We start from the raw sequence: 13,133 nt of genomic DNA, 5'->3' as shown, positions 1-13,133 counted from the left end.
TAAAGCTTGACTTTTATATAAACAAAATCTACACAAAGATATTTTATTTCAGGGGGGAATCTACATGTAAATATAATGTTTCAGCTATAACTAACCTTTATTGACGGTGATAATGGTACGTTCTTTAAGCGCTTCGCTTGGATAGCGAATTTTAAACGCAAAGGTCGCAAAATACTCCTGCCTACCGGCCAGGCAGTCGCAAAGGTGCAGAGTTTGCATAACGCATAGGGTTTGGCAAACTTTCGTAATGCTACTTTGCGACCTTTGCGAAAAACTTTGCGACCTTTGCGGTTAAGATGGTACGTGATAATTTGTATTTAACATGATACCGATGGAAAATAAAGAGGAGAAACATAAAATTGTAAAGGAAGATGGATTGGCCCCTGAAAAGAAGGCGCTAAACAGTTATGCCAAATATACCGGTGTAGCATTTCAAATGATGGCTATTATCGGGGCCTGTGCTTTTATCGGATACAAGATCGACCAGTACTATGACCATAAAGTCCAATGGGTTACGGCATTGGCCTGTGTTATCGGTGTTTGCATGTCTATCTACCAAACAATAAGACGATTGAAATAATGAGTATACTCAAGTTCGTTCTCTACTTTATACTATTTAATATATTACTAAGTGTTGCCCCGCTCCTGGCGGAGATTTATTACCCCGGTCAGGCTCTTTTGATCCCGCGGTTCTGGAACATGTTCGCAGTGTTCAGCATTATCACTTTCGTGATCTACATCCTTGCTTCCTGGAGGATGAAAGTGAGCATTAAATCATCAGGCCAGGCATTGCTTGCAAGCATTGCGGTTAAGTTGCTATTGTATATGGTAATAGCCTTTGTTTATATCACTCAAAACACTGTGGATCCTGTTAAATTTGTGATCTGTTTTTTTTATCTATATTTCTTTCATACAGTGTTTGAAATATATTGTTTGTTATGTAACTTGCGCAACCAAAAATTTAAGTAAATTCCTTATAATAAATGGATTTGAGCCATATTTTCAATTCAAAAAAAATCTTCAGCATTTCATTTTGTGCGGTTTTATTTTCAATATTGAGCTTTTCGGCGTTTTCGCAGGAGCATACGGCTGCAGATACAGCACACGCTGAAACGTCAGTTGCTCATGCCGAGGGGGAAGAAAAAGATGAGGATATTTCAAAGGTGATTCTCCATCACATCGCCGATTCTCATGAATGGCATTTTTTTGGTCACGTATCTATACCGCTCCCGGTAATTCTTTATACTGAAGCTGGTCTGGTAACTTTCCTTTCAAATAAGTTTGGCCATAGTGACGACGGAACTCAGCTTATTGAAGCTGACGGCGTTTCGCTGGTAAAGTATCATGGTAAATATTTTTATCCGGTGCTTCCTAAAAACGATCATGGTACTTACATTCAGTATGACTCACGCGGTGATATTTTAAATGCAAAGCCTTTTGATATTTCTATTACTAAGAATGTGGTATCCTTGCTGATATCTGTTACAGTACTTTTAATAGTGTTTATCGGAATAGCTAAAGCATACAAAACACGTGAAGGTAAAGCTCCGAAGGGATTGCAATCCATTTTAGAGCCTATCATTCTTTTCGTTCGTGATGATATTGCAAAACCTCAGTTAGGGTATAGATACAAGGGATTCATGCCTTATTTATTAACCGTCTTTTTCTTCGTATGGTTAAATAACCTGATGGGTCTTATTCCGTTCTTCCCGGGTGGTGCAAACTTAACCGGTAATATCGCGGTGACGATGATGTTAGCGCTTTGTACTTTCGTGCTTACAACCGTTAACGGAAATAAGAACTACTGGGGGCACGTATTTACTCCGCATGTCCCATGGTGGTTATATCCATTGATGATCCCGGTTGAGATCATTGGATTATTCACCAAGCCCATCGCTTTGATGATTCGTTTGTTTGCAAACATTACCGCTGGGCACATCCTGATCCTGAGTCTGATCTCATTGATCTTTATTTTGAAGTCGGTCCTGGTTGCAGGTATCGCAGTTCCGTTCGTGTTATTTATCAGTGTAATTGAGCTGGTGGTAGGATTTATTCAAGCGTTTATTTTCACGATTTTGTCGGCCCTGTTCATCGGGATGGCCGTGGAGGAGCACGCTGAGCATTAATATGAATTTATTTTTTGTTTAATATATATTTAAAAATCAGATTATGATCGTTGGAAGTATCGCTGGTATTGGTGCAGGTTTAGCTGCTATCGGAGCAGGCATTGGTATCGGAAGCATTGGTGGTAAAGCTATGGAAGGTATGGCTCGCCAACCGGAAGCAGCATCTAAAATTCAAACAGCTATGTTGATCGCAGCAGCATTCGTTGAAGCGGTTGCTCTATTTGCTGTGGTTGTTGCGTTCTTAGGAACCGGACAAGTAAACTAATTAAAATAAGGCTTGTGCGATTGGCACCAGCCTTATTTTATTATTTGATTGATTTATTAAATAAAATAATAAAATGACATTACTGGCATTAAACCCTTTGGTATCACCGGATCCGGGTTTGTTTATCTGGTCGACAGTAGCATTCTTAATACTGTTCTTCCTGTTAAGCAAATTTGCATGGAAGCCGATCGTGCAGGCACTTGACGAGCGTGAGCGTTCTATCGAAGATGCTTTATCAAAGGCTGAAATGGCGAAGGCCGAGATGGCAAAGCTGATCAGCGAAAACGAGGACCTGTTGAAGGAAGCCCGTTTAGAGCGGGACAATATCCTGAAGGAAGCTAAAGAAATCAAAGATCAGATGATCAATGATGCCAAGGATCAGGCGAAAGCGGAAGGCGCCAAGCTTATAGAACTCGCAAAGACCGAAATCAACAATCAAAAGCTTGCAGCTATGGCTGAGATTAAGAACCAGGTTTCTACCCTGTCTATTGATATTGCAGAGAAAGTATTGCGCAAACAATTCGAAGATCAGAATAAGCAGCAGGCTTTGGTTAACGACCTGTTAAAAGAAGTAAAACTTAATTAAAGTTATAAGTTGTAGGTTTTACGTTGTGAGTTGAATCGCTTGACCAGGTAACTGGCAGCTGGCAACCGGCAACAGATAACCATCAACCAACAGCTAACAACAACTATGTCAGAAATACAAGTTGCATCGCGTTACGCAAAATCTTTAATCGACCTCGCCGGCGAGCAAAATGCTGTCGAGACAGTGATGAAAGATATTGAACTGTTTCTCGAAACCTGCAGGGCAAACCCGGAGTTGCAGGCCATATTAAGAAATCCTATCATTAGTCTTGATAAGAAGGCTAATATTCTGGACGGCTTATTTTCCGGTAAAGTCAATGAAATGATACTTTCGTTTTTTAAGATAGTGATCAGGAAGGGACGTGCTGAAGTATTATTCGCTACAGCTAAGGAATTTATCAGCCAGTATAATATCCTGAAGAACGTAGTGAAAGCAACTGTTACATCTGCATCGCCTCTTAGCAAAGAGAATATCAGCCAGATAGAAGAAGTTGTTAAAGATCATACAAAGGGCGAGGTTATCCTGACGTCAGTTGTGGATCCTAAGCTTATCGGCGGTTTTATTTTGAAAGTGGGCGACAAGCAATTTGATACCAGCATTTCAAGTAAGCTGAATAAACTGAGAAAAGAATTTACACATAATTAATAGCCCCAGCCCTTGAAGGGTTTATTTAACTTCCTTAAGGGGACAGGAAGTATAGATTAACAACATTAAAAACAAAAAATACTACTATGGTAGAGGTAAGACCAGATGAAGTCTCGGCGATCTTAAGACAACAACTGTCGGGCTTTAAGTCGGAGGCCGAGCTCGAAGAGGTTGGTACCGTGTTACAAGTGGGTGACGGTATTGCCCGCGTATACGGTTTAACAAAGGTTCAATCAGGTGAGCTTGTTGAATTTGATAACGGTTTACAGGGGATAGTTCTGAACCTTGAGGAAGACAACGTGGGTGTTGTATTACTTGGAGCTTTCGATGAGATCAAAGAGGGTGATACAGTAAAACGTACCAATAAGATCGCATCCATTAAAGTTGGTGAAGGTATGCTTGGCCGTGTAGTTAACACCTTAGGTCAGCCATTAGATGGTAAAGGACCGATCCTGGGTGATACTTACGAAATGCCATTGGAGCGTAAAGCGCCCGGTGTAATTTATCGTCAGCCGGTAACCGAACCATTACAAACCGGTATCAAGGCAATCGATGCGATGATCCCGATTGGCCGTGGTCAGCGTGAGCTTGTTATTGGTGACCGTCAGACTGGTAAGACAGCCGTTTGTATCGATACCATTATTAACCAAAAAGAATTTTACGAAGCAGGTCAGCCTGTGTTCTGTATATATGTAGCTATCGGTCAGAAGAACTCTACCGTTGCGCAAATCCTTAAAGTACTGGAAGAAAATGGCGCATTGCCATACACGGTTATCGTTGCAGCTTCTGCATCTGATCCGGCGCCTATGCAGTTCTACGCTCCGTTTGCGGGCGCTGCAATCGGCGAGTTCTTCCGCGATACAGGAAGGCCTGCATTGATCGTTTATGATGATCTTTCAAAACAAGCCGTTTCTTACCGCGAGGTTTCCCTGTTACTTCGTCGTCCTCCGGGCCGTGAAGCATATCCGGGCGACGTTTTCTACCTGCATAGCCGTTTATTGGAGCGGGCAGCGAAGATCAACTCGAATGATGAGATTGCAAAGTCAATGAACGATCTTCCTGAGTCGATCAAACACATCGTTAAGGGTGGTGGTTCATTAACTGCCTTGCCGATCATCGAGACTCAAGCGGGTGACGTATCTGCATACATTCCAACGAACGTAATTTCCATTACAGACGGACAGATCTTCCTTGAGTCAAACTTGTTCAACGCGGGTGTTCGTCCGGCGATCAACGTAGGTATCTCGGTATCACGTGTGGGTGGTAACGCACAGATCAAATCGATGAAGAAAGTTGCCGGAACCCTGAAACTTGATCAGGCACAGTACCGTGAGCTTGAGGCATTCTCTAAGTTCGGATCTGATCTGGATGCTGCTACAAAATCAGTACTTGATAAAGGTGCCCGTAACGTGGAATTGCTTAAGCAAGCCCAGTTCTCCCCTGAAACAGTTGAAAAGCAGGTTGCTATCCTTTATGTAGGTACAAAAAACCTAATGCGTAATGTGCCTGTAAATAAGGTTAAAGCTTTTGAAGCAGAATTCATTCAACAACTGGAGCAACGTTATCCTGAAGTTTTACAGGGTCTTAAAGCCGGAAAACTGGATGATACCATCACCGGTGCTTTAGAGACTGTAGCGAAAGAATTAGGAGATAAATACTAAGGAGTTATACGTTATACGTTTTACGTTGTAAGTTTTAGGAATTGGTTTCTTAATACTTACAACTTATTAACAAGACTTATAAGTCACCTGAGAATATTGAAGAGTTATGAATTATGGTAATAAGTTTTAGGAATCGGTTCTAGAACGTATAACGTATAACGTATAACTTACAACTTGAAAAAATGGCTAATTTAAAAGAAGTAAGAAACCGGATAGCATCAGTTACCTCAACGCAGCAGATTACCAAGGCCATGAAAATGGTTTCTGCAGCTAAATTGAAAAGGGCGACGAGTGCTATTATTCAGCTTAGACCTTACGCAAATAAGATGAAGGATATCCTGGCGAACCTTTCTGCCAGTTTAGAGGAGTCTAATTCTCCATTTATCCAGGAGCGTGAGCCGAATAAGGTATTAATTATTGCTATCTCGTCCAATCGTGGTCTTGCTGGTGCATTCAATATGAATGTTATTAAATCTGCCAACAACCTGATCGCTGAGAAGTATGCTGACCAATATCGCAAAGGCAACGTCCATATTGTGGCGATTGGTAAGAAGGTGCAGGATTTCTATGAGAAGCGTAAGTATAATGTTATTGGTAACAATAATGAACTATACAGTGAGCTTACATTCGAAAACGCTTCTAAGATTACAGAAGCTGTTATGGCAGGTTTTGCAAAAGGAGATTACGACAGAGTGGAACTGGTGTACAATCAGTTCAGAAACGCTGCAGTTCAAATCCTTACAACTGAGCAATTGCTGCCGGTTCCAAAATCAACAACAGTAGCTGATACATCCAAGACCGATTATATTCTTGAACCGTCGCAGGAAGAAATTGTGGAGCAATTGATCCCAAAATCTATCAAAACACAGGTTTACAAAGCAATACTTGATTCTCACGCCTCAGAGCATGGAGCGCGTATGACGGCGATGGATAAGGCAACAGAGAATGCAGGCGACTTATTAAAGCAATTGAAACTGTCATACAACCAGGCGAGACAGGCAGCTATTACAACTGAGCTTACTGAGATCGTGAGTGGTGCTGCTGCATTGTCAAACGGATAATATCACTTTGAATTTTAAACTGTAAAATAGATTCGTATTTTCGCATATCTCAAACTCAGAAAATGGAACAAACATATAAAAATAAGCGCACCGAGGAGTCAAATGATCCGGCACATTATAAGCTGATCGTGATTGGTATAGTTATAGGTATGATTGGCGTGCTGCTTCGTTTCACCGGAACCTGGATGTTTATTGATGCCATTTCTAATATCCTGTTCGTTATCGGAATTGTGATTTGTTTAAAAGCGGTGTTGCGAATTCTGAAATAGCGTTTAGAAACTCTTTATAAGAAAAGCTCATGACGACAAGTTATGAGCTTTTTTATTTTTAGGGATCCATGAGCGGGGAAGCCGTCTGATAATAAGCATGACGTTAGTCGTCCTTTATGCAAATCAGCTCTTAACCAATAAGGACTGCAGTTTAGCATTTGATTTCAGCTGATTTAGCGCGGCATTATACGATAGCCAATAAATTTCTTCCGTCTTCTTAACGTCAAATACACTGGTGGCTCCCATTCCCTCGGGCTCTATCAGCACATCCACAAGCTGACTTTTTTGCTCCATATCCGCATTGATCGACATAATTGCTGCCCGCTCGATAAGTTTCCGGGTATTTACTATTTTATCTACGACCGGCAGATGATTACAAGAAGAACCGATTATAAAATCACAGTCCTGCCGTACCGGTTCTATAGGAAAATTATTCAGGACACCCCCATCAAGATACATCTTACTGTTGATAATGATGGGTTTGAACACTCCCGGAATGGAGCTGGAAGCTAATATAGCTTCGATCAGTTTTCCGGAAGAAAGGTAAACCAGCTTGCCCTCGCTAAAATTGGTAACAGCTATGACCATTGGGGTCTTTAAACCCTCGAACGAATCGTGCGGGAGGTATTTGAGAAATAGCGAGCGCGTGAGATCCAATGACAGCAGGCCCGGAGTTTTGAATGCAGGCCGCAGGAAACGGTACAATTTCGTCTTTATGAAAGTCTGCAGGATGTCGTAGGGTTCCATGCCCTGGCAATAAAGAGAGCCTACAATAGAGCCGGCACTGGTTCCACTTACCTTGCAGAACTTTATTCCCGCTTCAGTAAGGGCTTGCAACACCCCTAAATGTGCTATCCCACGTATGCCACCTCCCGAAAGCACCAATCCTACCTTCATGTTTATTTAAGTGTTTACATTTCTCTCCGCCCGGCACTTATAACGTACAACTTATAACGTACAACTATATCTTAGGTTTATACTTCGATTCAGTTAATATTTTCTGAGCGTCTTTTTCCAGGATTAGCTGTTGCAACGTAATATCCGGGTTCTTGTCCATATATGCCCTGACGATCTGCCAGCCGGTCCAAACACCCAGTTTAGGCGCCGATTCTGAATTGTCACCCAAGCCAGGGGTAAAGGGAGCCTCCGCAAGGTACTTCTGTATTTTCATATAGTCAGACTCAAACAGCAGTTCGCTTTCAAGAAAGTACGCCCATATTCCGCCTTCGTTCTCTTTGCACCATGTCAGTTGCTTGCCGGTATAGCCTATTTTCAGCGTGTCCTGTGCTGCAGGCATAAAAGCATCCATCATATATAGGATCTTGCCATTATAGATCATTTTGGAGAGCAGGTTACGATCCTTATCGTCCTCCGGGAACATCTCCTCCCGGGCAAAAGCTTCAATAACACGGGGGGTAATGTTCTCAGGAGTAAAACGCCTGGCAATATATTGCGGTATACTCTGCCGCAGAGCCGGATAGAAACGTTCACCCTCTTTACCGAGGAACATATCCAGACCGATCCCTATATAATCATTTCCTATTGGTGTTTGAACTGCAAAGCCGGATATGAATGTGATTAAACGCGGGATCTTTTGCTTCGGGTAATAATAGCGTACATGTTTAAATGCTTCGGTAAGATCTTGTTCATGAGGGCCAAAATCAGGGAATACCTTTTCAGCCGAAGAGCGTAGCTCCAGATAATCAGGATTCTGTAAAACCGGTGCCAGCGAATTCAGATAGGAAGGCCCCGAGGAAGGTGAACCCACACCTAACATCTGCTCCATATAGTCGTCGTAGAACCAGGTGTATTTCTTCCTCAATTCATCTGTCTTCTCCTTTATATTCGATGTGTTAACAGTATTCAGCTCCCGGTCAAATCGCTCGACAGAAATTTCCACTTTAATTTGCGACACATCGGGACCTTTTTTGTTATTACAGGACAGAGCAAGAAAGCATATAAAAAAAAACAGGTAAGTTTGACTATTCCTCATGGAAGCATGATATCTGCTAAATTATGAAACCATCATGATTTGCCAAAATCCGCGGGAATACTATTAAAAGATAGGCCACACACACAAATCTTATGAAGATCGCCCTAGCCCAGTTAAATTATATCATCGGAGATTTTAATTTCAACACAAGCAAAATCATATCAGCAATACGCGAAGCAAAGACAAAAGGCGCAGACCTTGTGGTATTTGCAGAACTTTGCGTATGCGGTTACCCGCCGCGTGATTTCCTCGAGTTTTCTGAGTTTATAGACTCCTGCGAGAATTCGGCCCGTGAGATAGCGAAGGAATGCAATGGCATAGCCTGCATCATTGGGCTGCCCACCACTAATCCCAAAACGGAGGGGAAGGATCTGTTCAATTCAGCTTACTTTATTGAGAATGGAGAATTAAAGACTGTGGTGAATAAGGCGCTGCTTCCCAATTACGATGTGTTCGACGAATACCGTTATTTCGAACCGGCGGTTCAGTTTGATTGCGTTGATTTTATGGGATACAAAATAGCACTGACCGTTTGCGAGGACCTGTGGAACATCAACGATAACCCGATGTATGTTGCCTGTCCGATGGACGAGCTGATCAGCCAGAGGCCTGACCTGATGATCAATATTGCAGCCTCTCCCTTTGCTTATAATCATGACGAAGAGCGTGTACAAATACTCGGTGATAATTGCAGGAAGTACAAGCTTCCTTTATTTTATGTCAACCACATCGGCGCACAGACAGAGATAATCTTTGATGGCGGTTCGCTGGTATTTGATGAAGAGGGATCGCTGCTCGATGAAATGCCTTATTTTCAGGAAGGGCTGAAGATCTATGAATTTGAGAATGGCAAGGTTAAGGGATTCAAGCCTATTGTTCATGATCCGCAGGGCGACATCGGGCAGATCCATGATGCTTTAGTTCTTGGCATCAGGGATTATTTTAAGAAGTCCGGCTTCACGAAAGCAGTTCTGGGCCTTTCAGGAGGAATAGATTCGGCACTGGTTTGTGCCCTTGCAGCCGAAGCCCTGGGTCCTGAGAATGTGATGGCTGTGCTGATGCCGTCTGAATATTCATCTGATCATTCTATCCAGGATGCGCTCGACCTGGTGAAAAACCTTGGCTGCCAGCATGAAGTGATCCCTATAAAAGAAGCGACCCTTGCGTTTCAGCAGATCATGATGCCAGTATTTAAAGATCTTCCATTTAGTGTGGCCGAGGAAAATATACAAGCACGTAGCCGGGCTATCATTGTGATGGCTATGTCTAATAAGTTCGGTTATATCCTGCTTAATACCTCCAACAAAAGTGAATGTGCTGTAGGCTATGGTACCCTTTACGGGGATATGGCGGGAGCCATCGGAGTGCTGGGCGATGTTTATAAGACTCAGGTCTACAAGCTGTCTGAATATATTAACAGGGAGCGCGATATTATCCCCCGGAATAGCATTATAAAACCTCCTTCAGCAGAGCTCAGGCCAGGCCAGAAGGACTCGGATTCGCTTCCCGAATATGATGTGCTCGATGCCATATTGTTTCAATATATCGAACTAAAGAAGAGTTCGTCATCGATTATAGCTATGGGTTTTGATGAAGCGCTTGTAAAGCGAGTGCTTAAAATGGTTAATGTGGCTGAATTTAAGCGGAATCAGGCGCCGCCTATCTTAAGGGTATCTCCCAAAGCTTTCGGTATGGGCCGGCGGATGCCGATAGTTGGGAAGTACCTTAGTTGAAATGGTAATCGGTAACCTGTGATCGGTAATCAGTAACCTGTGATCGGTAATCGCCGACTACTGATCGCTGATTCTCCGATTACTCGTCAATTATCACATTATCGTCAACTCACTGTAACAAAACTGTATGTTCCAACAGTTAGTGCAATAAATTACGTTTCTTTATAAAAATGGTCAATCTGACAGAGGTTCCGGACCCCTGTCTCAAGATATCCCGGGTCATGCCGGGAGTTTAGTTTGGTTTAGTTTTAGTTTAGTAGGATCCGCTTCCTTAGTCATGGGAGCGGATTTTTTGTTGCCTCTTACCCGTGAAGAGCGAGGCAAGCATAAGCAGAATTAAAACGCCAGTGCCTGCTGATCCCGCAAGGGCTATATAGTCGCCGTTCCTGACATAGAAGGTCAGTTCATCGTTCAGGTTAATATCAGCCTTAAGAGCTGTGGGAACCCACCATTCGGTTTGCTGGGTAATATCTCCCCTTTGATTGATGAATCCCGAAATGCCGGTGTTGGCTGAGCGGGCAACCCAGCGCCGTGTTTCAATGGCCCGTAGCTTTGCATACTGAAGGTGCTGGTCTTTTCCGGAAGTATTGCCCCACCAGGCATCGTTTGTGATGATCGCAATAAACTGGGCGCCTTTTTCAACATAATCTCCTACATACTCTCCCCAGATCGACTCATAGCAAATAACCGGTGCAGCACCTATCCCGCTTTGGGAAAAGAACACAGATGGCTCGTCCTGCTTGCCATAGCTTCCGGCAGATCCGCCGAAGGCTTTAAATGCCGGCTTCAGGAAGCTCATGGAATTTGAAAAGGGGGTCTGTTCAACTCCGGGTACCAACTTTGACTTATGATAGAACTGGACTTCGGGTGAATTTTCTATAAGCACAGCAGCGTTAAAAACATCAAAATACACGCGCTGCATTTCATCAAACCGTGCAGTTGCCGTCTTCGCACTATCATAAAGGGCAAAACTTTCAATGCCCGACAATAGGTTGCCATTCTTGTATTTCACCAGAAAATCCTGGATGGTCTGGAAATTATGATCCTCCCTGATAGTTGCTTCATCTGTTTTTTGTGAGATGGCTGTTTCAGGCCAGATAAAATACTCGGTGTTGGACTGGCCAAGAGAGTCCGACAGCGCGATCAGCCGTTCAATCTGTACGGCCGGAGGCAGGTTCCCGAACTTCTGATAAGGGTCGATATTAGGCTGTACCACAACGATGTTTGCCGGATTGGACTTCTCGGTATATGCGAAATAAATACCCAAACTGATAACCATGGGCAGCAAAGCAGTCCCGCCAGTCCAGGCTGCGAGTTTAACCTTCTTTAACGCGCCCGCTTTATAGGCCTTATAGGTTTCAAAAGCCAATATATTGCAGGTTAATATCCAGAGTGTACCTCCGTAAACGCCGGTGTATTCATACCACTGGATCAGGTAATGAGCCTGTGCAAAACCATTCCCCAGGTTCATCCAGGGAAATGCGAGTTCCCAGCTTTGATGAAGGGATTCATAAGCAATCCAGAAACAGATGAGGCCGGCGTAGCTAAGCACAGTGGTGCCGATGAGCCGGAGCTTGTAATACAGCCAAAAAGCAGCCGCCATCAATAAAGAGCCTAGTCCGAAGGGAATTATTGAAACAAAAACAGCCATCGGGACAGGCATAACTGCGGTCAGAGAATTGATCACCCAGTAAATACTAGCCGTATTCCAGGCACAGAAGCAAAGGAATGCTGCACGGAAAACCAGTGCGCCTTTCCTTTTCCGGTCTGACAGGATGATATTATCAACTGCCAGGAGTATGGGTACCATCGCAACCAGAAGAACCGGTGCGGTAAAAGGAATAGGAGGCCAGGCAAGCCAAAGCAAAAACGCACTGGCCAGGGCTAAGAGGTAATTTTGTTTCACCTTAGAGCTGGGATAAGATATCTGCTTTTTTTCTTTCGTATTCTTCAGAGGTAATAAGCTGCCTCTCAAAGAGCATTTTGAGTTTCTTCAGCTTGGCGGTCACCTCGTCGTCAACCTCTTCTGCAGGCGGCGCCTGGGGCTGAATGAAAGGCTTCTCCTCTTCTTCTATCTCCACGTAGGATGAGTAATCATCAGATGTGTTTGAATTACCCAGATGGCTCCTTCTGTCATCTGCATCTATACTCTGCGAAAGGCCCTTGTTTTTTTCGATCTGCTCATTGCAAATCTGGTAGAGCTTGCGCGCCTGGACTTTTGGGATATAATCTATGGCAATATTCTCGCCCCTTTGGGGGACAGTAATGAACTTTGCACCGAAAAATTCTTCCTTAAAGGAGACCTCTTTAATATCTTCCCAGGTAAAAGTGATGAAATTTGTAGTCAGCCCCAGATTCTCGGGAAGACAAAATATGATCCTTTTATTGGTTACCGCGATGCAGTCGGGTATGAGGGTAACTGCCGGTTTCTTTTGGATAGCCAGGTAGATGATCGCTTCACCTGAAGTAAGCATATCACGCAGTTTACCTAAGATCTTTTCAGCGGTCTTGGGATCCTGGTCGTCGGTTAAATATTGTTCCATTTGTTTTTTTTATTTTAGTGGCTTTGCCACTGTTCTTAACGCAAAGGCCGCAAAGTACACGCAAAGGTCGCAAAGTTTTTCACAAAAAATATTTACTAAAGTCTCAGGGTTGTAAGATCATACAAGCCTTTGCGTCCTTTGCGAAAGCCTTTGTGCCCTTTGCGTTAAAAGTCATCATACCGCCGACGGTAGTATCAAACCTTTATTTAAATATTTACCAAAGTCCCTCAGGATTGTAAGATCATACAAGC

14 protein-coding genes are annotated in these 13,133 nt (G+C 43.3%); 9 read left to right on the top strand and 5 right to left on the bottom strand.

The features are described from left to right. Window positions 1–90: 90 nt before the first annotated feature. Complete coding sequence (locus P2W76_RS01470) at window positions 91–219, bottom strand: hypothetical protein (protein ID WP_276345686.1); 129 nt, start codon at window positions 217–219, stop codon at window positions 91–93. Window positions 220–331: 112 nt separating this feature from the next. On the opposite strand from P2W76_RS01470, the gene P2W76_RS01465 reads away from it, so the two are divergent. From P2W76_RS01465 to P2W76_RS01430, 8 genes are all read left to right on the top strand, one after another. Further along, a complete protein-coding gene (locus P2W76_RS01465; RefSeq protein ID WP_276345685.1) occupies window positions 332–580 on the top strand; it encodes an AtpZ/AtpI family protein in 249 nt (82 codons plus the stop codon). A 403-nt stretch (window positions 581–983) separates the two neighbouring features. After that, entirely contained in the window at window positions 984–2,126 is a 1,143-nt protein-coding gene (atpB, locus tag P2W76_RS01460) for a F0F1 ATP synthase subunit A (protein ID WP_276345684.1), read from the top strand. A gap of 43 nt (window positions 2,127–2,169) precedes the next feature. Beyond that, entirely contained in the window at window positions 2,170–2,391 is a 222-nt protein-coding gene (atpE, locus tag P2W76_RS01455) for an ATP synthase F0 subunit C (protein WP_262485821.1), read from the top strand. Window positions 2,392–2,464: 73 nt separating this feature from the next. Further along, window positions 2,465–2,977: a F0F1 ATP synthase subunit B gene (locus P2W76_RS01450; RefSeq protein ID WP_276345683.1), complete on the top strand. Its 513-nt coding sequence runs from the start codon at window positions 2,465–2,467 to the stop codon at window positions 2,975–2,977. 105 nt (window positions 2,978–3,082) lie between these two features. Beyond that, on the top strand, window positions 3,083–3,622 hold the full coding sequence (atpH, locus tag P2W76_RS01445; protein WP_276345682.1) for an ATP synthase F1 subunit delta: 540 nt from the start codon (window positions 3,083–3,085) through the stop codon (window positions 3,620–3,622). Between the two features lie 86 nt (window positions 3,623–3,708). Beyond that, window positions 3,709–5,283 carry a F0F1 ATP synthase subunit alpha gene (atpA, locus tag P2W76_RS01440; RefSeq protein WP_276345681.1) on the top strand — a complete coding sequence of 525 codons (1,575 nt, stop codon included), beginning with the start codon at window positions 3,709–3,711 and terminating at the stop codon, window positions 5,281–5,283. Between the two features lie 182 nt (window positions 5,284–5,465). Continuing rightward, window positions 5,466–6,344: an ATP synthase F1 subunit gamma gene (gene atpG, locus P2W76_RS01435; protein ID WP_276345680.1), complete on the top strand. Its 879-nt coding sequence runs from the start codon at window positions 5,466–5,468 to the stop codon at window positions 6,342–6,344. A 62-nt stretch (window positions 6,345–6,406) separates the two neighbouring features. Then, window positions 6,407–6,613, top strand: coding sequence for a hypothetical protein (locus P2W76_RS01430; RefSeq protein WP_276345679.1), 207 nt, complete (start codon window positions 6,407–6,409; stop codon window positions 6,611–6,613). A 123-nt stretch (window positions 6,614–6,736) separates the two neighbouring features. Here P2W76_RS01430 and P2W76_RS01425 read toward each other — a convergent pair whose 3' ends face one another. Next, window positions 6,737–7,510 (bottom strand): patatin-like phospholipase family protein, encoded by a 774-nt coding sequence (locus P2W76_RS01425; protein WP_276345678.1) that lies wholly within the window; start codon window positions 7,508–7,510, stop codon window positions 6,737–6,739. A gap of 64 nt (window positions 7,511–7,574) precedes the next feature. Next, the gene (gldB, locus tag P2W76_RS01420) at window positions 7,575–8,606 is read right to left on the bottom strand and encodes a gliding motility lipoprotein GldB (protein WP_276345677.1); all 1,032 of its coding nucleotides are present in this window, start codon (window positions 8,604–8,606) and stop codon (window positions 7,575–7,577) included. A gap of 92 nt (window positions 8,607–8,698) precedes the next feature. Between gldB and P2W76_RS01415 the strand changes: the two genes are divergently transcribed. After that, on the top strand, window positions 8,699–10,339 hold the full coding sequence (locus P2W76_RS01415) for an NAD+ synthase (protein ID WP_276345676.1): 1,641 nt from the start codon (window positions 8,699–8,701) through the stop codon (window positions 10,337–10,339). A 271-nt stretch (window positions 10,340–10,610) separates the two neighbouring features. On the opposite strand, the gene lnt is transcribed toward P2W76_RS01415, so the two are convergent. Beyond that, complete coding sequence (gene lnt / locus P2W76_RS01410) at window positions 10,611–12,245, bottom strand: apolipoprotein N-acyltransferase (protein ID WP_276345675.1); 1,635 nt, start codon at window positions 12,243–12,245, stop codon at window positions 10,611–10,613. A 1-nt stretch (window position 12,246) separates the two neighbouring features. Continuing rightward, window positions 12,247–12,882, bottom strand: coding sequence for a PH domain-containing protein (locus tag P2W76_RS01405; RefSeq protein ID WP_276345674.1), 636 nt, complete (start codon window positions 12,880–12,882; stop codon window positions 12,247–12,249). Between the last annotated feature and the right edge of the window lie 251 nt (window positions 12,883–13,133).

Origin of the sequence: Daejeonella sp. JGW-45 (assembly GCF_029360805.1) — a bacterium.
Classification (GTDB): domain Bacteria; phylum Bacteroidota; class Bacteroidia; order Sphingobacteriales; family Sphingobacteriaceae; genus Daejeonella.
This window is presented reverse-complemented; position numbering and strand designations above follow the sequence as displayed.

What these genes read in the sequence shown, in the direction of transcription:
- P2W76_RS01470 (WP_276345686.1), bottom strand. Translation starts at nt 219, where the DNA reads ATGCAAACTCTGCACCTTTGCGACTGCCTGGCCGGTAGGCAGGAGTAT.
- P2W76_RS01465 (WP_276345685.1), top strand. Translation starts at nt 332, where the DNA reads ATGGAAAATAAAGAGGAGAAACATAAAATTGTAAAGGAAGATGGATTG.
- atpB (WP_276345684.1), top strand. Translation starts at nt 984, where the DNA reads ATGGATTTGAGCCATATTTTCAATTCAAAAAAAATCTTCAGCATTTCA.
- atpE (WP_262485821.1), top strand. Translation starts at nt 2,170, where the DNA reads ATGATCGTTGGAAGTATCGCTGGTATTGGTGCAGGTTTAGCTGCTATC.
- P2W76_RS01450 (WP_276345683.1), top strand. Translation starts at nt 2,465, where the DNA reads ATGACATTACTGGCATTAAACCCTTTGGTATCACCGGATCCGGGTTTG.
- atpH (WP_276345682.1), top strand. Translation starts at nt 3,083, where the DNA reads ATGTCAGAAATACAAGTTGCATCGCGTTACGCAAAATCTTTAATCGAC.
- atpA (WP_276345681.1), top strand. Translation starts at nt 3,709, where the DNA reads ATGGTAGAGGTAAGACCAGATGAAGTCTCGGCGATCTTAAGACAACAA.
- atpG (WP_276345680.1), top strand. Translation starts at nt 5,466, where the DNA reads ATGGCTAATTTAAAAGAAGTAAGAAACCGGATAGCATCAGTTACCTCA.
- P2W76_RS01430 (WP_276345679.1), top strand. Translation starts at nt 6,407, where the DNA reads ATGGAACAAACATATAAAAATAAGCGCACCGAGGAGTCAAATGATCCG.
- P2W76_RS01425 (WP_276345678.1), bottom strand. Translation starts at nt 7,510, where the DNA reads ATGAAGGTAGGATTGGTGCTTTCGGGAGGTGGCATACGTGGGATAGCA.
- gldB (WP_276345677.1), bottom strand. Translation starts at nt 8,606, where the DNA reads ATGAGGAATAGTCAAACTTACCTGTTTTTTTTTATATGCTTTCTTGCT.
- P2W76_RS01415 (WP_276345676.1), top strand. Translation starts at nt 8,699, where the DNA reads ATGAAGATCGCCCTAGCCCAGTTAAATTATATCATCGGAGATTTTAAT.
- P2W76_RS01405 (WP_276345674.1), bottom strand. Translation starts at nt 12,882, where the DNA reads ATGGAACAATATTTAACCGACGACCAGGATCCCAAGACCGCTGAAAAG.